The sequence below is a fragment of the Marinobacter halodurans genome (assembly GCF_004327985.1).
Classification (GTDB): domain Bacteria; phylum Pseudomonadota; class Gammaproteobacteria; order Pseudomonadales; family Oleiphilaceae; genus Marinobacter_A; species Marinobacter_A halodurans.
Window position 1 is genome coordinate 62,796 of sequence record NZ_SJDL01000022.1, and the last position, 22,279, is coordinate 85,074.

Sequence of the window (22,279 nt, forward strand, 5' to 3'; positions counted from 1 at the left end):
CAGGTAGGCCTCCATTGGGCCATGCCTGAGAGAACGCCAGCTCCCTGAGCTGGCGTTTTTTTTCGTTGCCAGTTTCATCGGGAGAATTCGATATGGATCAGGACCAGCCCTGCCCTTGTGGAAGCGGCACTGGCTACGCGAAATGCTGCGGACCACTCCACGCCGGTGCAACCGCTCCCTCACCGGAAGCACTCATGCGATCCCGGTTCAGTGCTTTCGTACTGAAAGACGCCACCTACCTCCTCAAGTCATGGCATCCGGAAACACGCCCCGGCGAGCTCGATCTGTCGGACGCGCCGGACTGGACGACGCTGCAGGTCATCAGCAGCGACCAGTCCGGTGACACCGGCACCGTCCATTTCCGGGCCATCTTTCGGGAACAGGGCCAATGGGGCTACCTGGAGGAAGCGTCCACGTTCCTGAAGCGCGATGGCCGCTGGCTCTACCATCGCGGCACGCCTCAACAGGGCGTCCTCAAACCCGGACGTAACGACCGCTGCCCCTGTGGGAGCGGCCGCAAGTACAAGGCCTGCTGCCTGAACAGCGCCGGTCAGTGAAGCGGGCTCACTCCCTGGTTGGACAGTTCCGGGAACTCGTCGTACATCGTCAAGGCCTCACAATATTCCCGGGCCCCCAGGAATTCCGGCCGTGGCCGGGGTGCGGCATACGGTTCGACCAACCGGTTATCGACACTGTTGTAGACGAAGAACAGGTTCGAACGCGGCCAGGGAGACATGTTTTCGTTGGACGCATGCAGCGTATTGCACTCGAACAGCAGCAGCGAGCCGGCCGGCCCCTTCGGCGCCTGGATTCCGCCCTTATCCGCCAGGGTCGCCAGCGCCTCCCGGTCCGGCACCCCCAGCCGCTGTGCCTTGAGGGAGTCCGTCCAGTTCATGTCCGGCGTTTCGCCGACGCAGGGCACAAACCAGTGATGGGAACCGGGGATCAGCATCAGCGGTCCATTGAACTCGTTGTTGTCCGTCAGCATGAGCGACGCACTGACCGCCCGCATGCGGGGCATGCCATCCTCTGAATGCCAAGTCTCGAAATCCGAATGCCAGTCGAAACCACTGCCCTGGAACCCGAACTTGTCATTGATGCGGGACTGGTGGATGTAAACCTCGCTGCCCAGGAGCTGGCGCACCATACCGAGGATGCGTGGGTCCCGGGTCAGGCGGTCGAAATGCTCGGACAATCTGTGCATTCCGAATACGGACCGGATGTCGCCGGAATTCGGATCGGTAATAACCTGTTCTGACTCCATAAGCTCCCGGTCCTCGGCCATCCGATTCAGTTCGTCGAAGAACGGCGCCATTCGCTCCTGGGAAAAGAACCCGCTGAACCACAGGAATCCATCCCGCTCATAGTGCGACAGCGCCACCTCGTCGAGAGGACCGTCCCAGCGCCACTGGTTACGGGCGTGGACAATGGGATCAATACGGGCAAAGGGTGTCTGCTTTTCCTTCAGACGAGACGGAAATGGATCGTGAGCATCAGTCATAACGGATTAACCTCGACTTTCCTGCATGGCAGTCAAATGTCGGCCGATCCGGAGCGGCGTCAGGAGATTGAAATCCAATACGGCTGAACCCGGTGTGTACCCGACCCTCCGGTGTACGTTCGGCCCTGAGTGAATGGCGGGCCTGTTGACCCGATACTCCAAGACCTGAGGATGCCCCACGCAGACGTCAACCCTCGCCTGCGTGGACAGACCGTTCAGCTACCGGCCAGTGACAGCAGCGACATCCAGTGCACCACCGGTGATGGGTAGACCCCCATCAGGATCATCAGAACGGCGAGTAGCAGCACCACCAGGCCGCCGGCGCGCAGTCCCCAGTCGTTGGGCGCGTCCCGCCGTTGCATGCCGGGCTCCATGAGGTAGAGGGTGATGGTGACCCGCAGGTAGTAGTATAGGCCGATGGCGCTGCCCACGACGATACCGGCCACAAGCCACCAGCGCTGGGCTTCCACGCCCAGGGCGATGATGTAGAACTTGCCGATAAATCCGGCCGTGAACGGAATGCCCGCCAACGAGAGCATCGCCACCGTCAGCACCGCCGCCAGATAGGGCCGACGCCAGAACAGCCCGCGGTAATAATGCAGTGCCGATGCATCTTCCCCGCCGTAGGGGCTCGACAGCAGTGTAACGACGCCGAATGCGCCCAGCGTCGTGATCAGGTAGGTGATCAGGTAGATCCCGCTGGTTTCCACGGCCAACTTGTCGGCCACCACGATCGCGACCATCAGGTAGCCGAAATGGGCAATGGACGAGTACCCCAACAGACGCTTGAGATTGGCCTGCAGGAGCGCCAGCAGATTGCCGGCCAGCATCGTCAGCAGCGCCAGCGCAGCCAGCAGGGTCTGGGCCTGGGCACCGTGAAATGCCGGGATGGCTTCCACGATTCGCAGCAGCACGATAAACGCCGCCACCTTGCTGGCCGTCGCCAGGAAGGTCACCGCGGGCCCCGGGCCACCCTGGTAGACGTCCGGTGTCCACAGGTGGAACGGAATGATCGACAGTTTGAAACACAGGCCTACCAGCACCAGCCCGACCCCTGCCAGCGCCCAGGGCCCGACGCCCGAGCTCATGCCGGCGACCAGTCCCGGGATATCCAGGTGCCCCGTCTGGGCATACAGCAGAGCCATCCCGAACAACAGGAAGGCCGTCGCCGTGGCCGAAAGCACCAGGTACTTGATGCCGGCCTCCAGCGAATTGCGATCGCGGAAGGTATAGGCCAGCATCCCGTAAAGCGGCATCGACAGCAGCTCGAGGCCAAAGAACAGGGTCGCCAGGTGGTCGGCGGCCGTCAGCACCATACCGCCCGCCGCGGCGCAGAGCAGCAGCAGGTAGAACTCCTCCCGGGCGCCGGGGAAACCATCCAGATAGGCGTGGCTGAACGTGGCGCAGGCCAGCGACGAGACCAATATCATGCCCATGCCCAGTATCGTCACGCTGTCGAACACCAGCATAGGGGTCCGTACCGTACCCAGCTCACCGAACAGGAACAGTGACAGCAACGCGGTGTTCAACCCCAGGGCCGAGACCAGGACGGTCACCGCATGCTGGCGCCGCCAGGCGATGCCCAGCATGACGGTAATGGCCGTGGCACAAACCAGAATGACGGGGGTCAGGGCCATCATGTCGGTCCGTGTCAGCATCAGCGCACTCCCGCCAGGGATTGGATAGCGGCTCCCACGGAGCCGGACGTGAACAGTTGGTGCACCTCATCCGTCACCGAGAGCGTGGTGTCCACCAGAATTTGCGGGTAAAACCCGAAGAAGATCACCAGCGCCACCAGGCCCAGCATCATTGTGTACTCACGCCAGTCGAGACCGGAAAAGTGCACCTCCCCCTGCGCCGGTCCGAAATGCACCCGCTGCATGATCAATAGGGAATACAGCACCGCCAGCACCATGCTGACACTGGCCAGGACGGTGACCACAGGAGCCACCGGGAAGGTTCCGAAGAGCACCAGGAATTCGCCGATGAAGTTGGCGGTTCCGGGCATGCCCAGCGACGCGGCCACGAAGCAGAGCGTGAATGCCGGCAGCTTGTCGATACGCCCCCAAAGCCCGCCCATCAGGCGCATGTCGCGGGTATGCAGCCGCTCGTAGAGCTGGCCGCTGAGAATGAAGAGCCCGGCTGCCGAAAAGGCGTGGGCCACCATCAGGACAATCACCCCCTGCAAGGCGATGGACGTACCGGCGAAAATCCCGATCAGCACGAAGCCCATGTGCGAGATGCTGGTATAGGCAATCAGTCGCTTGACGTCCTGCTGGCCAGCCGCCAGAAGGGCCCCGTAGAAGATACCGACCACACCCAGCGCCATCGCCACCGGCGCAAAGGCCTGGGAAGCCTCCGGAAACAGCGGCAGGCAGAAACGCAGCATCCCGTAGGCGGCGGTCTTCAGGAGAATCCCGGCCAGGTCCACGCTGCCGGCGGTCGGCGCCTGGGCGTGGGCATCCGGCAGCCAGCCATGCAGGGGCACCACCGGCAGCTTCACCGCAAAGGCGATGAAGAAGCCCAGCATCAGCCAGTAGGCAAAGGGCTCGGACATCGATGTACCCAGCAATTCCAGGTAGCTGAAGGTATACACACCCGTATTGGCGTGATGGGCAAAGACCAGGGCCAGGATCGCCACCAGCATCAGCAGACCGCTGGCCTGGGTGTAGATGAAGAACTTGATCGCCGTCCGGATCCGGGTTTTACCGGCCGAGCCACTGTGTCCCCACAGCGCGATCAGGAAGTACATGGGAACCAGCATCATTTCCCAGAAGCAGAAGAACAGGAACAGGTCGATGGACAGGAAGACCCCGACCACCCCGCCAAGGATGAACAGCAGGTTCAGGTGGAAAAAACCCACCCGCTGGGCGATTTCCTTCCAGGAGCAGACCACGGCCAGGACGCCCAGAAAACCGGTCAGGGCAATCAGGATCAGCGACAGGCCGTCCATCGCCAGGTGTATATCGATGCCAAAACGCGGTATCCAGGGCACATGCCATTCGATGGCCCAGCGCACGGCCTCCGGCGTCCCGGTCTTGGGCAGGTGATAGTCGCCCTGCCACCAGAGCACCAGGGTCGTGACCAGGACCAGCAGCATGGTGGCCAGCGCAATCCAGCGCGGGACCTTGTCGCCCCAGCGTTCGGCGCGCCAGCAGAACAGCCCCCCGATAAACGGGATCAGGATCAGCCAGACAAGAATCATAGTGCCATGTGCTCCCGCATCGATATCATCCCTTCAGCCATTCAGTAGCCCATTGCCAGCGCCAGCAGCAAGAGCGCCGCTCCCAGCACCATGGATGTCGCATAGGTGCGCAAACGCCCGGTCTGGGTACGGACCAGCCCCGCATTGAAGAGCCTCACCACCGTCGCGGGGATCAGGAAAAGGGCATCAATCAGGTCCCCCTGCAGCCAGCGCACCAGCACGTGGTAGGGCCGGACCAGCAGCCAGTCGAACAGCGCGTCAAACCCCCAGGCCCTGTGCCAGAATTGCCACAGCCAGGCGCCGGGCCCCCGGGCCACCACACGCTTCAGCCACGCCCTCCGGAACAGGAACAGCCAGCCGGCGATCAACCCCCCCCCGATCGCCGTTGCCGAAGCCATCATTTCCAGCGCCGTATGCCCGGCTTCCACACCCTCACCGGGGCCCGCCGGCAGGACATCAGCCAGGGGCGGAGTCAGGGCCGCGCCGATAAACGTGGAGAGCACCATCAGCACCACCAGCGGCAGACCGTGCTGAAGGCCCTTTCCCGGGTCCGCATGCCGGGCCTTGTCACTGCCCTGCTCGCCGTGGAAGGTGCCGATGATCAGACGCAAGGTATAGAGGGATGTCAGCAACGCCCCGACCAGACCGGCCGCCAGTAGTCCGTTCTGCTTCGCGGCAAAGGCTTCCCAGAGAATCTCGTCCTTGCTGTAGAAGCCGGCGGTGACCAGCGGTAACGCCGCCAACGCCGCACCACCGATCAGGAAGCCGGCATAGGCCAACGGTAATTTACGCCAGAGGCCGCCCAGACGGGCCATCTCCTGTTCGTGATGGCAGCTGATGATCACGGCGCCGGCGGAGAGGAACAGCAGCGCCTTGAAGAAGGCATGAATCATCAGGTGAAAGATGGCCGCACTGTAGGCACCCACGCCAAGGGCCAGGAACATATAGCCGATCTGGCTCATGGTGGAGTAGGCCAGGATACGCTTGATGTCCGTCTGGGCCAGCGCCGCAAAACCGGCCATCAGCAATGTCAGCGCCCCGATCACGCCGACGATGTATTGGGCCGTCGGCGCCAGGTCATAGAGTCCGTGCATGCGGGCAATCAGGTACACCCCGGCCGTGACCATGGTGGCCGCATGGATCAGTGCGGACACCGGCGTGGGGCCGGCCATGGCGTCGGCCAGCCAGGTGTGCAGCGGCAACTGCGCGGATTTCCCCAGCGCGCCGCCCAGCAGGAGCAGCGCGGCGGCTTCGGCGATGGGGTTGCCTCTATGCCAGAGTGCGGGAGCCTTGTCGAGGATCGTGGCGATGTCCAAGGTGCCGAGTTCGGTAAAGAGCAGGAACAGGCCGATGGCGAGAAAGATATCGCCGATCCGCGTCACCACGAAGGCCTTGAACGCCGCCATCCCGTTAGCGGTGTGTTCGTAGTAGTAGCCGATGAGCAGGTAGCTGCACAGGCCCACGCCTTCCCAGCCCAGGAACAGCAGGAGCAGGTTGTCCCCCAGCACCAGCAGCACCATGCTGAAGACAAAGAGGTTCATGTAGGCATAGAAACGGGTGATTCCCTCCTCGCCGCGCATGTACCAGGCGGCAAACAGGTGAATCAGGAAGCCCACGCCGGTGATCACCCCCAGCATCGTCACCGACAGGCCGTCCAGCATCAGCCCGATGGTGGGACGGAAGTTGTCCACGGAGACCCAGGTCCAGAGCGTCAGGCTCTGGGGCGTGCGGTCACCGGACAGGAAGTCGATGACGATAAACACCGTCACCAACGCCGCCAGCCCGACGCTGGTATAGCCCACCGCGGCACTGGCCCGTTCGCCAAGATGGCGATAGCCCAGCGACAGGATGAGGCAGCCGGCCAGGGGTAACAGGAAGGTCAGGGGCAGTAGGGTCAGGGCCATAGTCATCCACGCATCCCGCTGGCTTTGTCGGTATCGAGGGTCTTGAAGCGATGGTAAAGCTGGATCAGCAGGGCCAGCGCCACGCTGGCTTCAGCCGCCGCCAGGGTAATGACCAGCAGGAACATGGCCTGCCCTTCCGGCTGGCCCCAGGCCGTCCCGGCGACGATGAACGCCAGGCCGGTGGCATTGAGCATCACTTCCAGGCTCATCAGGACGAACACCATGTTGCGCCGGAACATCAGTCCGGCCAGGCCCAGGGCAAACAGGATGGCGGCCAGGGCCAGGCCGTGTTCCATGGGAATCCCACTCATCAATCCCCTCCCTTTCTGTCGTCCCGGCGGTCACGCGGCAGCCGGCCCACGTGGGATGCCGTCACCAGCCCGGCCAGCAGGAGCATGGCCGCCAGCTCCACGACCAGCAGCCATGGCCCGAACAGGGTGGTCCCCACCGCCTTGGCGGTCAGCGTCCTTCCGCCGATCATCTGTCCGCCATCGCCCGCCGCCAGGGTAACCAGCAGGGTCCCCAACAGGATCAGGGACAGGGCCGCCGGCAGCAGCCAAGTCCGGGCCCGCAGCCACAGCCGCTCCTGTTCGTCAGCGCCCTGCCCCAGGTTGAGAATCATCACCACGAAGACGAACAGCACCATGATGGCGCCGGCATAGACGATCACCTCCAGCGCACCGGCAAACGGTGCACCCAGGGCGAAGAAGACGATCGCCACCGCAATCAGCGAGACGATCAGGTTGAGCAGCGAATGCACCGCATTCGTGCCAACGATCACCCCCAGCGTGGCGACGATGGCCACCAGTCCACTGAGATAAAAGGCCAACTCCATAGCTCCGTCCTCTGGCGGACACTACCCCCGGGTTATCAGGGCAGCAGCGTCTTCACGTCGATCGGTTCGTCTTCGTTCTGGGCCGCACCCTTGTCCTTGCCGGCAATGGACAACCCCGCCACCTTGTAGAAATGGTAGTCGTGGTCCTTGCCGGGACCGCTGATCAGCAGGTCCTCCTTCTCATAGACCAATTCCTGCCGGTCGTACTCCGACATCTCGAAATCCGGGGTCAACTGGATGGCCGATGTCGGGCAGGCTTCCTCACACATGCCACAGAAGATGCAGCGGGAGAAGTTGATGCGAAAGAATTCGGGATACCAGCGCCCGTCGTCCTTCTCGCCCTTCTGCAACGCAATGCAGTCCACCGGACAGGCGACGGCGCACAGGTTGCAGGCCACGCAGCGCTCCTCGCCGTCCGGGTCCCGGGTCAGGACGATCCGGCCCCGGTAGCGTGGCGGCAGGGGGACCGGCTCGTCCGGGTAGTTGAGTGTTTCGCGTTTGCGAAACGAGTGCATGAAGACAATGCCGATGGTCCGCAACTGGGACCAAGTGCCTGTGATCAGCCATTTCAGCATGTCGAACCTCCTTCCTCAGCCCGGCGTATCCAGCAGGATCACCACGCCGGTGACCAAGAGATTGATCAGTGTCAGGGGCAGGCAGACCCTCCAGCCAAAGCTCATGACGCGGTCATACCGGGGCCTCGGCAGGGACGCCCGCAACAGCACGAACAGCATCAGGAAAAAGCCGGTCTTGAGCGCAAACCAGACGAACGGCGGCAACCAGGGGCCCTGCCAGCCGCCGAAGAACAGGGTCACGATCAGCGCCGAGACCAGCACCATGCCGACATATTCGCCGATGAAGAACATGCCGAATTTCATGCTGGAGAACTCGATGTGATAGCCGTCCGCCAGTTCCTGCTCAGCCTCCGGCTGGTCGAAGGGGTGGCGGTGCGTCACCGCGATGCCGGCGATCAGGAACGTGCAGAAGCCGAAAAACTGCGGCACGATGAACCACAGCCCTTCCTGGGCCTGCACGATCTCACGCATGTTGAAGGAACCGGCCAGCCCCACCACGCCCATCAGCGCCAAGCCCATGAAAACCTCGTAGGACAGGGTCTGGGCCGACGCCCGCATGGCCCCCAGCAGGGCGTATTTGTTGCCGCTCGCCCAGCCGCCGAACAACACCGCATAGACGTTGATGCCGGCCATGGCGAAGAAGAACAGCAGACCAATGTTCAGGTCGGCGATCCCCCAGCCCGGTGTGATCGGGATGATCATGAAGGACAGCAGCAGCGACGCCATGGCAATCATCGGCGCCAGCATGAAGAGCTTCCGGTCGGCGAACGGCGGGATCCAGTCCTCCTTGAAGAAGATCTTGATCATGTCCGCGATCAGTTGCAGCGAGCCAAAGGGCCCGACCCGGTTGGGGCCGTAACGGTCCTGCCAGAGGCCGAGCAACCGGCGCTCCACCACAGTCATCACGGCGCCGAGCAGAACCGCACCCAGCAGGATGACAATGGCCTGGAACATCGCATACAGGATGTCGATCACCTGGGGTGTCAGCCAGCTCATGGGTGCACCTCCCCGGCCACTCCCGGACCGTCCAGTGGCTGGTCGCCACTGACCGCCAGGCTAACGGACATTCCCCCCAGCAAAGCCGGATCGACACCCTCCGGGATGCACAACAATCCTGCAGGGCAGCCGGCCTCGACCCGCACCGGGAGAATCCAGCTCCCCTCGCCGGCAATCACTCGAACGTGGCCGCCCTCGCTGATCTTCAGCGCAGCCGCATCCTCGGGGCCCAAAACAGCGACAGCCTGCCCGGCCCGGGCCTGGATCGGCTCGGCCCGGGCCGACGTTTCCTCGCCGCCGAACAGTCGCGGCAGGACCACAATGCACCATTCTCCGGCGGGACGCCGGTAGGCCGGCGGTATATGGCTGGAATAGACCCAGTCGCCCGGCGATGGTTCCAGCAGGCGGACACCGGGATCACCGGCCCGCAGATGCCCGCCCACCTCGTCGGTGAACTTGTTCCAGGCCTGGGGCGAATTCCAGCCCGGCGCCCAGGCAAAGGCGACGGACTGCCGGGGGCGGTCAAACCCGTTATAGCCTTCCATGGAGAAGGCAAATGGCGTATCCGGGTCCTGAGACGTACGCGGCTCAGACACGCTGATGTTGGCCCGCATCGAGGTGCGTCCGCTGTAGCGGTGGGGTTCACGGGCGAGCTTGACGCCCTGCACGCGGTAATCCGCCCCTGGCGCTGCGGCGACCATACCGGCCAGCACCGGGTAGCGTCGCGCGCAGTCGCGTGTGACCAGGTCCAGGGTGACATCGGCCACCTTCTCACGGCGCAGGCCGGCCGCCAGGGCATGCAGCCAGCGCCAGCTCTCACGTATACGGGTCTCGGGGCGGATGTAGCCCGGATCATAGACCTGGAAGAAGCGCTGGGCCCGGCCTTCCAGGCTGACCAGGGTGCCGTCGGCTTCGGCGAAACTGGCCGCCGGCAGCGCCAGCGTGGCCTGCTCCAGCGTGGGGGTACGCTGGTGATCGAGCACGATGAGCGTCCTCGCCCGGGCCAGTGCATGCCTGACGCACAGCCCCGGCAACCGCTGATACAGGTCGTTCTCAAGCACAACCAGCGCGTCGGCCTGCCCGGCCTCCAGCTGTTCGAGAGCCCACTCCAGCGTTTGGCCGCCCAGCAGCTGCAGACCCGTGCTGTTGGCCTCCCGGCGCACCAGTGTCAGCCCGCCCTGCCGGGCCCGGCGGGACAACGCCCGGGCAATGTTCCCGGCGGCGTTCAGGATGGCGGTGGAATTGAGGGAGCCGCCGCTGACCACGAGCGGCCGCTCTGCCGCCATCAGTGCACTGGCAATCCGCTCTGCCGCCCGGACGAGCCTGTCGTCCGGTTCCGGGACGTCCGGTGCCGACGCATCGATCCGGTGCGCCACCGCATGGCCCAGTCGGGCAATATCATCCGGTGCCAAACGCAGGCTGTCTTCGGCAATCCCATCCAGCCCCGTGGCCACCGGATAGGCCAGGAACAGGGGATAACCGCGGTCCTGGGCCAGGGTCTTCACCGCCTCGGCATTCCAGACCGGAATGCCACGATCCTCCGCCAGCGCACCCTGACGTCCCAGCACCGCCTGGCGGACAGACAGCCCCAGCCGCGCAGCACTCTGGATCAGGTCCTCTCCCAGCACCAGGATGGCATCGTGCTTCTCTACGTCCCACAGACTCGGCGTCGGCAGGCCACAGGTGCGGTTGAGTTCCGCCATGAGCTCCAGGCAGGCCTGCTCCTCCGCGGCGATGCCAGTGGAGAAATTCCCTTCACCCACCAGTTCCCGCAATTGGTGGTTGCTTTCCAGGCTGGCCCGGGGCGAGCCAATCCCGATGATGCGATAGGCGTCCCGCAGGGCGTCACTGCCGCGGTCCAGGGCTGCGTTCACATCCAGCGCCACTGCATCCGCTTCGGGTTCTCCGCGCCACTCGGGCTCAATGGGACGATCCTTCCGATTCACGTAACCATAGCCGAAGCGGCCCCGATCGCACAGGAAGTACCGGTTCACCTCACCATGGTAGCGATTCTCGATACGACGGATCTCGCCGTAGCGCTCGCCCGGACTGATGTTGCAACCGACGGCACACTGGTGGCAGATACCCGGCGCAAACTGCAGGTCCCACTTGCGGGTATAGCGGTCGCTGTGGGTCTGATCGGTGAACACGCCGGTCGGGCACACCTCCGTCAAGTTGCCGGAGAACTCATTCTCCAGGGTCCCTTCCTGGTAGCGGCCAAAGTAGACGTTGTAGTTGGCGCCAAACGCGCCCAGGTCGCTGCCGCCGGCGTAATCGTTGTAGAAACGTACGCAGCGGTAACAGGTGATGCACCGGTTCATCTCATGGGCGATGAACGGGCCCAGGTACTGGTTGCGGTGAGTGCGTTTGCGGAAACGATAGCGGCGGCGATCATGGCCGGTCATCACCGTCATGTCCTGCAGGTGGCAATGACCGCCCTCCTCGCAGACCGGGCAGTCGTGGGGGTGGTTGATCATCAACCACTCGACCACACTGGCGCGGAACTCCCGCGCTTCCTCATCGTCGATCGAGATACGGGCATCGTCCTGTACCGGTGCCATGCAGGACATCACCAGCATTCCCTTGTCGTCGTCGGCATCCTTGTACTGCTTGACCGCACACTGGCGACAGGCGCCAACGCTGCCCATGGCCGGATGCCAGCAGAAATAGGGAATGTCCAGGCCCAGCGACAGGCAGGCGTGCAGCAGGTTGTCGGCGCCATCGACGCTGTAGGAGCGGCCATCCACATGTATCGTCGCCATCGCGCTACACCTCCCCCACCGGTATCGGATCGGCATGGGCCGGGCCGGTTTCATGGCGCACGCCCTGCTCGAATTCATGGCGGAAATAGTGCAGTGCGCTGGACAACGGCATGGCGGCCCCCGGCGCATGGGCACAGAAGGTCCGGCCCGGGCCCAGCCCTATGGCCAGTTGATCGAGCATCTCAATGTCACCCCGCTCGCCTTCCCCCCGTTCCAGGGCCTGCAGCAGCTTGACGGTCCAGGGCAGGCCCTCCCGGCAGGGGGTGCACCAGCCGCAGGACTCCCGGGAAAAGAAGGCTTCCAGGTTGCGCATCAGCGACACGATGCTCTGCTGGTCCGTGACCACCGTCAGCAACCCGGTCCCCATGCGGCTGCCCGCCTGGCCAATGGTATCGAAGTCGAGCGCCAGCTCCAGGTGCTCCGGCAACAGGAAGCCGGTACTGCCGCCGCCGGGCAACCAGGCCTTGAGCTGCTGGCCGTCGCGGATCCCGCCGGCCCGGTCCAGTAATTCGGTGCCGGGGGTGCCAATGGGCAACTCCCAGAGCCCGGTCCGCTTCACCCGTCCGGACACACCGTAGAGTTTGGTACCGCCATCGTCACTGAGGTCACCGGACAGCGCCTGATACCACTCGGCACCGTGGCGAATGACCGCCGGTGCATTGCACAGGGTCTCCACGTTGTTCACGGCGGTGGGCTTGCCCCAGGCGCCGGACTGGCCGGGAAACGGCGGTTTGGCGCGCGGGTTGGCGCGCTTGCCCTCGAGCGAATTGATCAGCGCGGTTTCCTCGCCGCAGATGTAGCGGCCCGCCCCGGTGTGCAACGCAATGTCGAAATCAAATCCGCTGCCGGCAATATCGGCACCCAGCCAGCCGGCCTCGCGGGCTTCGTCAAGGGCCCGGGTGATGCTCCGGGCGGCCTCGATGTACTCCCCGCGCAGGAAGATGTAACCGTAACGGGCATTGTTGGCGTAGGCGGCAAGGATCATGCCTTCGATCAGCAGGTGCGGTATCTGCTCCATCAGCAGCCGGTCCTTGAAGGTTCCCGGCTCCATCTCGTCGGCATTGCAGACGATGTAGCCGCGGGGCATCCCCTCGCCCTGCAGCGTCAGCCCCCACTTGACGCCGGCGGAGAAGCCCGCACCTCCACGCCCACGCACGTTGGCGGTCTTCATGGCATCGATCACCTGCGCCCCCGTCAGCTCATTGAGCGCCTGACGCACCGCCGCATAGCCATCCTTTTCGACATACTCCTTGTGGAATACCGGGCGGCCATCGTCATTCAGGCGCCAGGTCAACGGGTGGGTTTCCTCGCGCCGCTCATCGGCGCCCTGGTTGAGCTGGCAGCGATAACGCAGGCGTGACACGGCATCTGTCATGCGTAAGCCTCCAACAGTGTGTCCAGATCATCCGGCTGGACCGGACCGAAGGTGTCGTCGTCGATCATGACCGCCGGTCCCCGGTCACAGGCGCCCAGACAACAGACCGGCAACAGGGTGAAGCGGCCGTCCGGCGTGGTCTGCCCGAACTGGATCCCCAGCTTTTCGGTCAGGGCGTCGCGCAGCGCTTCGTAATCCATCAGGAAACAGGAACTGCTGTCGCACACCAGGATGACGTGGCGCCCCACCGGTTGCCGGAAGATCAGGCTGTAGAAAGTGGCGACGCCCTCCACGCTGGCCGGACTGACGCCCAGTAATCCGGCAATGACGGGGATAGCACCGTCGGGCACCCAGCCGTGACGGCGTTGGACGATTTTCAGGGCCTCGATGCAGGCGGCCTGGGGCTCCTCATAGTGATCCCGCTCATGCAGGATGGCCTCGCGGTCCGCCGCCTCGATCACAAAACCGTCGCTGGCTATCGTCTGTGCTGTCTCCATGGGCCGGTTCTCCGCCTCCCTCATCGGTCCACATCCGCCATGACAAAGTCGATACTGCCCAAGTGGGCAATCAGGTCCGGCACGAAGCCCCGGCGCATAAGGGCCGGAATCTGCTGCAAATGCGGAAAGCTCGGTGTGCGGATTCGGGTCCGATAACTGGTGGTGTTGCCGTCACTGGTCAGGTAATAGCTGTTGATGCCCTTGGTCGCCTCCACCATCTGGCAGGACTCGTTGGGCTTGAGCACCGGGCCCCAGGACACCTGCAGGAAGTGGGTGATCAGCGTCTCGATGTGCTGCAGCATGCGCTCCCGGGGCGGCGGCGTAGTCAGCGGATGGTCGGCCTTGTAATCCCCCGGCGGCATGTTGTCGACGCACTGCTGGATAATGCGCACACTCTGGCGCATCTCCTCGATGCGCAACTGGCCCCGGTCGAAGACATCCCCGCGGGTGCCAAGCGGCACCTCGAAATCGAACTGGTCGTAACCGGAGTATGGCCGCTGCTTGCGTAAATCGAAGTTGCAGCCGGTGGCTCGCAGGTTGGGGCCCGTCACGCCCCACTCCAACGCCTCGGCGGTGCTGAAGGCGGCAATATCCCGGGTCCGTTCCCGGACGATGGCGTTTTCCATCATCGCCCTCTGGTATTCCCGCAGCCGCTTGGGCATCCAGTCGAGGAATTCCTGGACCAGCGCCTGCCAGCCTTCCGGCAGATCCTGCGCGACGCCGCCGATGCGATACCAGGCCGGGTGCATGCGGAATCCGGTAATGCCCTCGATGACCTTGTAGGCCCGTTGCCGGTCACTGAAGGTGAAGAACACCGGCGTCATGGCACCGAGGTCCTGCAGGTAAGTTCCCAGGAACAGCAGATGACTGGTGATGCGGAACATTTCCGCCATCATCACCCGGATCACCTTGACCCGGTCCGGCACCTCGATCCCCGCCAGCTTCTCCACCGCCAGCACATAAGGCAGGTTATTCATCACGCCGCCGGTGTAGTCGACCCGATCGGTATAGGGAATGAAGCTGTGCCAGGACTGACGCTCGGCCATTTTCTCGGCACCACGGTGGTGGTAGCCGATGTCCGGCACGCAATCGACGATTTCCTCGCCATCCAGTTGCAGGACGATGCGGAAAGCGCCATGCGCAGAGGGATGGTTCGGGCCCAGGTTGAGGAACATGAACTCGCTGCCGGCCCGTTCCCGCTGCATCCCCCAGGCTTCCGGATCGAACTGCAGGGCTTTCTGCTCGGTATCCTGCCCGGCAACAGTGAGCGTGTAGGGATCGAATTCGGTGGCCCGTGCCGGATAATCCTTGCGCAGCGGGTGCCCGGTCCAGGTAGGCGGCATCAGGATACGGACCAGTCGCGGATGCCCGGCAAAGTCGATGCCGAACATGTCCCAGACTTCCCGCTCGTACCAGTTGGCGTTGCGGAACACGGACACGCAGCTGGGCAGCGACAGGTCCCCCTCATCAATGGCGACCTTGAGCATCAAATCCCGGTTCCGGTCCAGCGACACCAGGTGATAGAACACCGTGAAATCCGCCGGCGGCAGGTCGACTCGCTGGCTGCGCAGACGCTCATCGATGGCCGAGAGGTCGAACAGCATGGTGAACCCCTCGGGCAGGCCCTTGAGGAACGCCAGGGCCTCGAGCAGTCGTTCTCTCGGCAGCCACACCACCGGCATCCCGGTGAGGGTGGTCTGTTCGATCATCACCTGTGCACCCAGGTGCTTGCCGAGGGCCTCCAGGACCGGATCCCGGGTCGAACGGTTTTGTGCTTCACCCCGTGTCGGGCTGGCCACGCTCATCAACAAAGGCCTCCTGTGGGAGGAAATGGGCTGTCGGATGCTTACAAACGGCTGGGACTGCGCAATTCGGTCACCTGGATCCGGCGATCACGATGCTTCTCCCGCTGGGACGGCATCTTCGCCCGATACACGCCCTGGTCACCGACGACCCAGGACAGGGGCCGACGCTCTTCCTGAATCGAGTCCTGCAACAACTGCAGTCCTTGCAGGAAGGCTTCGGGCCGCGGCGGGCATCCCGGGACATAGACATCCACCGGCAGGAACTTGTCGACGCCCTGCACCACGGAGTAGATGTCATACATACCGCCGGAATTGGCACAGGATCCCATGGAGATGACCCACTTGGGTTCCAGCATCTGGTCATAGAGCTGCTGGATCACCGGCGCCATCTTGATGAAGCAGGTTCCGGCAATCACCATGAAATCCGCCTGCCGCGGCGAGGCGCGGATGACCTCGGAGCCGAAGCGTGCAATGTCGTGGGGAGACGTGAAGGCGGTGGTCATCTCCACGTAGCAGCAGGACAGGCCGAAGTTATAGGGCCAGAGCGAGTTCTTGCGCCCCCAGTTGACGACCGAGTTGAGCACTTCGTCCAGTTTGCCGGTGAAGACATTACGTTCGAGTTGCTGTTTGACCGGGTCCTCCACCTGACGACGCTCTCCCAGGGGATAGCGGTCCGTTGCGGCCGCCATATCATCATCAGCCCGTGTCAGCGTATAGGTCATGCCCGCACTCTCCTCTCCGAGGTATTCGGAAATTCAGAAATCCGGATCGCTTTCAGCGTTCTTTGGGAACCCGGCGCCCGGGCGCCCAGTCCAACGCGCCCACGCGACTGTCGTAAAGCAGCCCCGCAAGCAACACGAATATAAAGATGGCCGCGCCCCAGAAGCCGATCCAACCCACTTCCCGGATAGACACCGCCCAGGCAAACAGGTAGACCGCCTCGATATCGAAGATCACGAAAAGCATGGCGACCAGGTAGAACTTGACCGAAAAACGTTGGCGCGCCGACCCGGCACCGATCACGCCGGATTCGAATGGAAGGGATTTACTGCGTCCCCGGCTGCGCCCGCCCAGCAGCGCCGAGGCACCGACCATAAACGCGCAGAGGCCCAGTACAGCAATGATGAAGAGACCAATGCCCCAGTATTCGGCGATTACCGCAGGTGTATTCTGCTCCATAATCTCCACCGGTCAGGCTGGCGCCGTCCATGTCATGCCACCTGTACCACAGGCGGCAGCAGGTTTTAAAGAGAGGGCGCAACGCAGGTAGCCGACTGAAATTGCGGCTGTTCTTTGTCTCAGACTAGCAGTCTCGCTTCAGCCTTGCGAATTCTGGAAAGTGATACGAGCAAAGGTTCATGATCCGGAGGATGTCCCCCCACCGGGGAGATCCCGGCGGTACGCCTTTGCCCGGACCTCTCCGCATCAGGCATCGCGCAGCAACAGGATCTTGCCGGTCGTCTCTCCCGCCTCCAACTTGCGATGGGCCTCCCCCACCCGGCTGAACGTAAAACGCTCGGGATCCAGCAGGGGCCGTACCGCACCCTGCCGGATCATGTCGGCCATCGCCGCCGCCATGCGCGGCTGGTCGTCCATCCCGATGCCATGCAGCAATGGAATGGAGCGAAACACCACATGCAGGCTCAGGCCCTTGGCGTGCAGCTGTGACAGGTCGTGGGTCGAGCGTGTGTTGATGGACGTCAGGCGCCTGGCGATGGCCGTCGCCTCGATCGACCGATCCAGATTGTCGCCGCCAACGGTATCGAACACCAGATCGAAGCCCTGGCCGTCGGTCAGGCGCTGGACATAGTCGGCCACCGGCTCGTCCCGGTAGTAGATGATGTCGTCGGCCCCCAGTTTTTCCGCCAACTCGGCCTTCTCCCGGGTTGAGACCGTGGTCGACACCCGGGCCCCGAAATGCCTGGCGATCTGGATCGCCACATGACCAACGCCGCCGGTTCCGGCGTGAACCAGCACATGCTCGCCGGACTGCAGGCCCGAACGATCGACCAGCGCGCTCCAGGCCGTCAGGAACACCAGCGGCAGCGCAGCGCATTCCTCGAGGGGCAGTGCCATGTCCGGCGTCCGCTTGGCCAGGACGCGCTCATCCGCGATCATGTAATCGGCCAGGGCACCCTGCCAGCCCCGCACGCCGCCGGCACAGCCGAAAACCTCATCCCCCGGCGCAAAACGGGAGACGCCGGAACCCACCTTGTCGACCACGCCGGCCACATCGCCGTTCAGGATCGCCGGCATGGCCGGGCCTGATTTGACGAAGCCGGACCGGATCTTGGTTTCAATGGGATTGAGGCTGGAAGCCACTACCCGGATACGAACCTGGTTGGGCCCGGGTTCGGGCGTTTCCACATCGCGTTCAACGAAGACGTCCGGCCCGCCGAATTCTTCGATCACCATCGCTTTCACGTTGGATGCTCCTCTCCATCAATACACAATCAGCCGGACCAGAATCGCCGCCACCATCAGCAGCGTCAACCACTTGACCCACTGGGCGCCGCGCGGCCCCATATTGACCCGCACCGCAACCTGCGCTCCGGTGATGTTGCCCAGGGCCAACAGCAAGCCGGTCCCCCAGCGCACCTGGCCACTCCAGGCAAACACCAGCAGGGCGGGCAGCGTATACAGCAGCACGATGGCCACCTTGATGACGTTGACCTGGCGCAGGTCGATCCGCAGCATGCGGTACAGGACCACAATGAACAGGGTCCCGACACCCACCTGGATGAAGCCGCCGTACAGGCCGATCAGGAACATGGCGAGATACACTACAGGCGTCAGACGCCCGGGCGTCAACGGGCGGGTGTCCAATGCCGGCTGGGGCAGCAGCATGAACACGGACGCCCCGATCATCGCCACCACCAGTACGGCCTCGAACACGGCATCGGCCACCCCCGTAGCCAGCCAGGCCCCCAGCAAGGAGCCGAGTATCGCCGGCACCGCCAGCCGCAGGCTGACAGCCCAGTTGCCCTGCCCGCCGCGGCGGAATCCCCGCACCGCGGAGACGCTCTGCAGGGTGATCGCCACGCGATTGGTGCCATTGGCCACCTGCGGCGGCAGGCCCAGGAACATCAGCAGCGGCAGCGTCAGCATGGACCCGCCGGCCGACAGCACGTTGATGAATCCCGCCACTCCGCCGAGCACGACCAGCGCAATGATTTCAGGCGCACTCATGGTGCCATCAGGCTCCGGCCACTGCCGGGGCGCGGCTGCCCTTGCGACCGCTCCATACCAGCAGGGCCAGAAAGATCACCAGGCCGGCACTGTCGAGGATCAGGCTGTCATGGGGCCAGAGCATCAGGCCGCCAATGGGGAACATCAGCAGCCGCAGCCCCCAGTTCAACCGGTGCTCCAGGAAACCTTCCAGGCCAGCAACAATGGCGTAGATGCCAAACAGACCGAACAGGAACACCCGCAGCATCTCCCAGATATCACCGCTGATCAGCGGCGAGTAGGCAAACAGCAGTGGCACGATATACAGCCCCTTGGCGATCTTCCACGCGGTGAAGCCGGTTCGCATCTGGGACGTACCCGCAATGGCAGCCGCGGCGAAGGCGGTCAGGCAGACTGGCGGCGTGACGTTGGAATCCTGGGACAGCCAGAAGATGATCATGTGAGCCGACACCAGGGCCATGGTGATGGCATGGGGCGACAGGGCCTGCTCCAGCAACTGCGAGCTGAACGTATCCGGTACGGCGTCCAGCATCTGTTTGGCCGTGGCCATATCCATCGGTGCGTTGAGCAGGTTGAACTGGTCCGGCGTGGCCAGCATGAAGACCGACTTTGCCTGTTCCGGCAGGTTGCCGCTCACCATCAGGTCCAGCAACTGGCTTTGGGCAATCAGGCCATAGATGGCCGGCGCCGACAGGGTCGCCAGCACGATGTAGGCCGCGGTCACCGGCAGCCCCATCCCCAGGATCAACGACGCCAGCGCCACCAACACCAGCGTGATCAGCAGGCTGCCGCCGGCCCAGTCGGTGATCATCAGCGAAAAGGTATTGCCGATGCCGGTGGTCGACACCACGTTCACGATCAGCCCGACGGTAATCAGCAGGATGGCCGTGGACACGATATTCCGCGAGCCCTGGGCCATGGCCTCCAGGATATCCCGCGGCATCATCGGCTTCTTCGACAACCACGAGGCGGCAATGACTGACAGGATCGCAATGCCCGCGGCATAGGTGGGCGTAAAGCCGTAGACCAGCGCCGCCACCAGTACCACCAGCGGCAGCAGGTAGTGCCAGCCGTCCTTCATCACCTCCTTGAGGGTAGGCACTTCTTCATCCTGCTCCAGCTTCACGGCATGGCTGCGCTTGGCTTCCACCCGCACGAACATGGCGACGGACAGGAAATACATGAACGCCGGCAACGCGGCCACGGCAATGATCGTGAGATAGGACACCTGGGTGTAGGACGCCATGATAAAGGCCCCCGCCCCCATTACGGGCGGCATCAACTGACCGCCCGTCGACGCCGCCGCTTCGACCCCTGCCGCAAACTGCGCCGGGAAACCGGCCTTGCGCATCAGCGGAATGGTAATCACACCGGTAGACACGGTATTGGCCACACTTGAACCGGACACCGATCCCATCAGGCCGGAAGAAAACACGGCGACGAAGCCCGGCCCGCCGACGAACCGGCCGGCGGCACAACGGGCCAGTTCAACGATGAAATCGCCGGCCCCGGACTTCACCAGGAAGGCGCCGAACAGGATGAACATGAAAACATAGGTCCAGGAGATCCGGGCAATCGAGCCCAGCATGCCCTGCCCGCCCATGTAGGAACGGAACAGCACGGTCTCCCAACTCAGGCCCGGGAAGTTGAAGATCCCGTCGACGTACTGGCCCCACCAGGCCACGTAGGACAAGGCCACCACGCACAGGGTGGGAATGAACCAGCCGGTCGTCCGCCGGGCAAACTCCAGGATCAGCAGGACGGCGGCCACCGAAACCACCCAGTCGGCGGTGGAGAAATTCACGCCCCGGGCGTAGAGGGCGTCCTCGAAGCCAATCAGGTACAGTGCACAACCCAGCGCCGCCAGCCCCAGTACGACATCCACCGCAAACACGAACCGCTGCCCACCGGGGCTGGACGCCTTCACCATGGGAATGGTCAGGGCACACAGCAGACCGAACATGCCGAAATGGAGGGCGGAGGTCCAGAGTTCCGACAGGGTCGAGAAGGTATTGAAATACAGGTGGGAAACGGCGATCAGGATCGCCAGCACAAAGACGGTGCGGCCGACCAGCGGGTTGCTTAACCGCTCACTGGCCTCGGCCGCCTCCTCATCACGGATATTGTCCAGAGAGCCCGGCGCGGGTCCGGTCTCCGGCTGCTTTTCATGGTTACTCATATTGACTCCCGACAGCGACAACGGGGGCGGTAGACCGCCCCCGAATCCAACTCCAGCGTGTGGAAGCGGTCCTTACTTGGCGATCAGCCGATCCGGGATTTCCAGTCCCTGCTCCCGATAGAACTTCGCTGCACCCGGGTGCAGCGGCATCGGCAGACCCGCAATGGCTTTCTCCAGCGCCATCGCCTTGGTGGCCGGGTGGATATTGTTCAGGAACGGGAGGTTGGCGTAGATCGTCTTGGTAATCTGGTAGACGTCCTCATCCGATACGTCAGCCCGCACCGCCAGGATATTGGGCTGCGCGATGGTATGGATCGCCTTGGTCTGGTTGGGATAGGTGTCCGGCTTGATCACGTACGGCGACCACAGCTCGAATTCCTTGTTGATCCGCCCCAACTGCTCGTCGGTGACATCCAGCGTCGTGATGTCGTCGCCTATGTTGGCATAGGCCCGGGTCACTGCGGATGCCGGCACGCCGGCGGGAATGTTCATCCCGTCGATGTTGCCGTTTTGCAGTGCATCGGCGCTGGGACCATAGCCCAGATACGCCAGATCCATCTTCTTCACGTCAATACCCAGTGCGCCCAGGATGTAGCGCCCCGATCCCTCCGTACCGGAGTTGCGGGCGCCGATCGAGAAGGTTTCGCCGTAGAGGTTTTTCATATCGTCGATCGTACCGGTCTTGGCCAGCTCACTGCGCACGACGAAATGCTCCACGTTCTGCCACAGCATGGAGACCGAGCGCAGGTTCTTGTAGGCCTTGGGGACCGGCCCCGTGCCCTTCCAGGCCCAGGCACCGTAGAGACCCTGAAGGATACCGAACTGGGCCTGGTTTTCGTCCATCAGCTTCAGGTTCTCTCCGGAGCCGGCGGAACTGATGGCGGACAGGGAAATCCCGGTCTTGGGTTCCAGCTTGACCTTCACCAGCGTCGACAAGGCCACACCCACCGGATAGTAGGTGCCCCCGGTTGTCGCGGTGCCCATCACATAGTGGCCACCCTCCGCCTGGGCGGTCGCGGTGAATCCCAGCGACAATGCCGCAACAGCTGCCGCGACCGACTTCAGAAACTGACGCTTACCCATGTCGTGTTCTCCCCTTTCATTCTTGGATTTATTCAAGACGCACATGTGGCATTGAGAATAGCCCCGAACGGAAAGACGTGCCATCCAGGACGCTACGACATAAGTCGGTGATGAGGCTGATTTTTTGTGCAATCGAGTAGGAGGGGGAGTCACCTCCCCCGTCCTCTCACACCACCGGGCATACGGTTCCGTACCACGGCGGTTCATGGTTGGCTCTGAAGCCGGTTCATCGTATCCAGCAAACTGACCAGAGACAGGCGGTCGAACACCTTCTTGGGCAGGGCCGCGTTCATATGCGACGCGCCACTATTCCACCAAGGTCCACGACCATTCATCGCGCTTGTCCAAGCCCTCGGCTCGGGTAGTCCGAGCC

At 63.4% G+C, this 22,279-nt stretch carries 19 protein-coding genes and 1 pseudogene; 1 reads left to right on the forward strand and 19 read right to left on the reverse strand.

The genetic code is table 11. The annotated features are described in order from the left end of the window. The first annotated feature begins 194 nt into the window (after nucleotides 1-194). A complete protein-coding gene (locus EZI54_RS14130; RefSeq protein ID WP_242674473.1) occupies nucleotides 195-557 on the forward strand; it encodes a YchJ family protein in 363 nt (120 codons plus the stop codon). On the opposite strand, the gene thpD is transcribed toward EZI54_RS14130, so the two are convergent. From thpD to EZI54_RS25090, 19 genes and pseudogenes are all read right to left on the reverse strand, one after another. Beyond that, nucleotides 551-1,501, reverse strand: a complete 951-nt coding sequence (gene thpD, locus EZI54_RS14135; RefSeq protein WP_131482530.1) for an ectoine hydroxylase — start codon at nucleotides 1,499-1,501, stop codon at nucleotides 551-553. The two genes, EZI54_RS14130 and thpD, sit on opposite strands and share 7 nt — an antisense overlap. Nucleotides 1,502-1,716: 215 nt before the next feature. After that, nucleotides 1,717-3,162: an NADH-quinone oxidoreductase subunit NuoN gene (gene nuoN / locus EZI54_RS14140; RefSeq protein WP_423227000.1), complete on the reverse strand. Its 1,446-nt coding sequence runs from the start codon at nucleotides 3,160-3,162 to the stop codon at nucleotides 1,717-1,719. After that, nucleotides 3,159-4,706, reverse strand: a complete 1,548-nt coding sequence (gene nuoM, locus EZI54_RS14145) for an NADH-quinone oxidoreductase subunit M (protein WP_131482532.1) — start codon at nucleotides 4,704-4,706, stop codon at nucleotides 3,159-3,161. Before nuoM ends, nuoN begins: the two co-directional genes overlap by 4 nt. Before the next feature lie 41 nt (nucleotides 4,707-4,747). Further along, the gene (nuoL, locus tag EZI54_RS14150; RefSeq protein WP_131482550.1) at nucleotides 4,748-6,604 is read right to left on the reverse strand and encodes an NADH-quinone oxidoreductase subunit L; all 1,857 of its coding nucleotides are present in this window, start codon (nucleotides 6,602-6,604) and stop codon (nucleotides 4,748-4,750) included. 8 nt (nucleotides 6,605-6,612) lie between these two features. Further along, complete coding sequence (gene nuoK, locus EZI54_RS14155; RefSeq protein WP_131482533.1) at nucleotides 6,613-6,921, reverse strand: NADH-quinone oxidoreductase subunit NuoK; 309 nt, start codon at nucleotides 6,919-6,921, stop codon at nucleotides 6,613-6,615. After that, the gene (nuoJ, locus tag EZI54_RS14160; RefSeq protein ID WP_131482534.1) at nucleotides 6,921-7,445 is read right to left on the reverse strand and encodes an NADH-quinone oxidoreductase subunit J; all 525 of its coding nucleotides are present in this window, start codon (nucleotides 7,443-7,445) and stop codon (nucleotides 6,921-6,923) included. The genes nuoK and nuoJ overlap by 1 nt, the downstream gene beginning before the upstream one ends. A gap of 35 nt (nucleotides 7,446-7,480) precedes the next feature. Then, a complete protein-coding gene (gene nuoI, locus EZI54_RS14165; RefSeq protein ID WP_131482535.1) occupies nucleotides 7,481-8,020 on the reverse strand; it encodes an NADH-quinone oxidoreductase subunit NuoI in 540 nt (179 codons plus the stop codon). Nucleotides 8,021-8,035: 15 nt separating this feature from the next. Next, nucleotides 8,036-9,016 (reverse strand): NADH-quinone oxidoreductase subunit NuoH, encoded by a 981-nt coding sequence (gene nuoH, locus EZI54_RS14170; RefSeq protein ID WP_131482536.1) that lies wholly within the window; start codon nucleotides 9,014-9,016, stop codon nucleotides 8,036-8,038. Continuing rightward, nucleotides 9,013-11,778, reverse strand: coding sequence for an NADH-quinone oxidoreductase subunit NuoG (gene nuoG, locus EZI54_RS14175; protein ID WP_131482537.1), 2,766 nt, complete (start codon nucleotides 11,776-11,778; stop codon nucleotides 9,013-9,015). The genes nuoH and nuoG overlap by 4 nt, the downstream gene beginning before the upstream one ends. A gap of 4 nt (nucleotides 11,779-11,782) precedes the next feature. Continuing rightward, nucleotides 11,783-13,153 (reverse strand): NADH-quinone oxidoreductase subunit NuoF, encoded by a 1,371-nt coding sequence (gene nuoF, locus EZI54_RS14180; protein ID WP_131482538.1) that lies wholly within the window; start codon nucleotides 13,151-13,153, stop codon nucleotides 11,783-11,785. After that, on the reverse strand, nucleotides 13,150-13,650 hold the full coding sequence (gene nuoE, locus EZI54_RS14185; protein ID WP_131482539.1) for an NADH-quinone oxidoreductase subunit NuoE: 501 nt from the start codon (nucleotides 13,648-13,650) through the stop codon (nucleotides 13,150-13,152). The genes nuoF and nuoE overlap by 4 nt, the downstream gene beginning before the upstream one ends. Nucleotides 13,651-13,670: 20 nt before the next feature. Further along, the gene (gene nuoC / locus EZI54_RS14190; RefSeq protein ID WP_131482540.1) at nucleotides 13,671-15,455 is read right to left on the reverse strand and encodes an NADH-quinone oxidoreductase subunit C/D; all 1,785 of its coding nucleotides are present in this window, start codon (nucleotides 15,453-15,455) and stop codon (nucleotides 13,671-13,673) included. A 41-nt stretch (nucleotides 15,456-15,496) separates the two neighbouring features. Continuing rightward, nucleotides 15,497-16,177 (reverse strand): NuoB/complex I 20 kDa subunit family protein, encoded by a 681-nt coding sequence (locus EZI54_RS14195; protein ID WP_131482541.1) that lies wholly within the window; start codon nucleotides 16,175-16,177, stop codon nucleotides 15,497-15,499. A 52-nt stretch (nucleotides 16,178-16,229) separates the two neighbouring features. Continuing rightward, nucleotides 16,230-16,634 (reverse strand): NADH-quinone oxidoreductase subunit A, encoded by a 405-nt coding sequence (locus EZI54_RS14200; protein WP_131482542.1) that lies wholly within the window; start codon nucleotides 16,632-16,634, stop codon nucleotides 16,230-16,232. A gap of 246 nt (nucleotides 16,635-16,880) precedes the next feature. Next, nucleotides 16,881-17,870 (reverse strand): zinc-dependent alcohol dehydrogenase family protein, encoded by a 990-nt coding sequence (locus tag EZI54_RS14205; RefSeq protein ID WP_207389220.1) that lies wholly within the window; start codon nucleotides 17,868-17,870, stop codon nucleotides 16,881-16,883. Nucleotides 17,871-17,897: 27 nt separating this feature from the next. Next, complete coding sequence (locus EZI54_RS14210) at nucleotides 17,898-18,644, reverse strand: sulfite exporter TauE/SafE family protein (RefSeq protein WP_131482544.1); 747 nt, start codon at nucleotides 18,642-18,644, stop codon at nucleotides 17,898-17,900. Between the two features lie 7 nt (nucleotides 18,645-18,651). Further along, entirely contained in the window at nucleotides 18,652-20,823 is a 2,172-nt protein-coding gene (locus tag EZI54_RS14215; protein WP_131482545.1) for a TRAP transporter permease, read from the reverse strand. 72 nt (nucleotides 20,824-20,895) lie between these two features. Further along, a complete protein-coding gene (locus tag EZI54_RS14220; RefSeq protein ID WP_131482546.1) occupies nucleotides 20,896-21,906 on the reverse strand; it encodes a TAXI family TRAP transporter solute-binding subunit in 1,011 nt (336 codons plus the stop codon). A 203-nt stretch (nucleotides 21,907-22,109) separates the two neighbouring features. Beyond that, nucleotides 22,110-22,279 (reverse strand): annotated as a pseudogene (locus EZI54_RS25090) (group II intron reverse transcriptase/maturase); the annotation flags it as partial.

Bases quoted from the DNA above. Each gene is read 5' to 3' on its own strand.
- EZI54_RS14130 (WP_242674473.1), top strand. From the start codon at position 195: ATGCGATCCCGGTTCAGTGCTTTCGTACTGAAAGACGCCACCTACCTC.
- thpD (WP_131482530.1), bottom strand. From the start codon at position 1,501: ATGACTGATGCTCACGATCCATTTCCGTCTCGTCTGAAGGAAAAGCAG.
- nuoM (WP_131482532.1), bottom strand. From the start codon at position 4,706: ATGATTCTTGTCTGGCTGATCCTGATCCCGTTTATCGGGGGGCTGTTC.
- nuoK (WP_131482533.1), bottom strand. From the start codon at position 6,921: ATGAGTGGGATTCCCATGGAACACGGCCTGGCCCTGGCCGCCATCCTG.
- nuoJ (WP_131482534.1), bottom strand. From the start codon at position 7,445: ATGGAGTTGGCCTTTTATCTCAGTGGACTGGTGGCCATCGTCGCCACG.
- nuoI (WP_131482535.1), bottom strand. From the start codon at position 8,020: ATGCTGAAATGGCTGATCACAGGCACTTGGTCCCAGTTGCGGACCATC.
- nuoH (WP_131482536.1), bottom strand. From the start codon at position 9,016: ATGAGCTGGCTGACACCCCAGGTGATCGACATCCTGTATGCGATGTTC.
- nuoG (WP_131482537.1), bottom strand. From the start codon at position 11,778: ATGGCGACGATACATGTGGATGGCCGCTCCTACAGCGTCGATGGCGCC.
- nuoF (WP_131482538.1), bottom strand. From the start codon at position 13,153: ATGACAGATGCCGTGTCACGCCTGCGTTATCGCTGCCAGCTCAACCAG.
- nuoE (WP_131482539.1), bottom strand. From the start codon at position 13,650: ATGGAGACAGCACAGACGATAGCCAGCGACGGTTTTGTGATCGAGGCG.
- nuoC (WP_131482540.1), bottom strand. From the start codon at position 15,455: ATGAGCGTGGCCAGCCCGACACGGGGTGAAGCACAAAACCGTTCGACC.
- EZI54_RS14195 (WP_131482541.1), bottom strand. From the start codon at position 16,177: ATGACCTATACGCTGACACGGGCTGATGATGATATGGCGGCCGCAACG.
- EZI54_RS14200 (WP_131482542.1), bottom strand. From the start codon at position 16,634: ATGGAGCAGAATACACCTGCGGTAATCGCCGAATACTGGGGCATTGGT.
- EZI54_RS14205 (WP_207389220.1), bottom strand. From the start codon at position 17,870: ATGGTGATCGAAGAATTCGGCGGGCCGGACGTCTTCGTTGAACGCGAT.
- EZI54_RS14210 (WP_131482544.1), bottom strand. From the start codon at position 18,644: ATGAGTGCGCCTGAAATCATTGCGCTGGTCGTGCTCGGCGGAGTGGCG.
- EZI54_RS14215 (WP_131482545.1), bottom strand. From the start codon at position 20,823: ATGAGTAACCATGAAAAGCAGCCGGAGACCGGACCCGCGCCGGGCTCT.
- EZI54_RS14220 (WP_131482546.1), bottom strand. From the start codon at position 21,906: ATGGGTAAGCGTCAGTTTCTGAAGTCGGTCGCGGCAGCTGTTGCGGCA.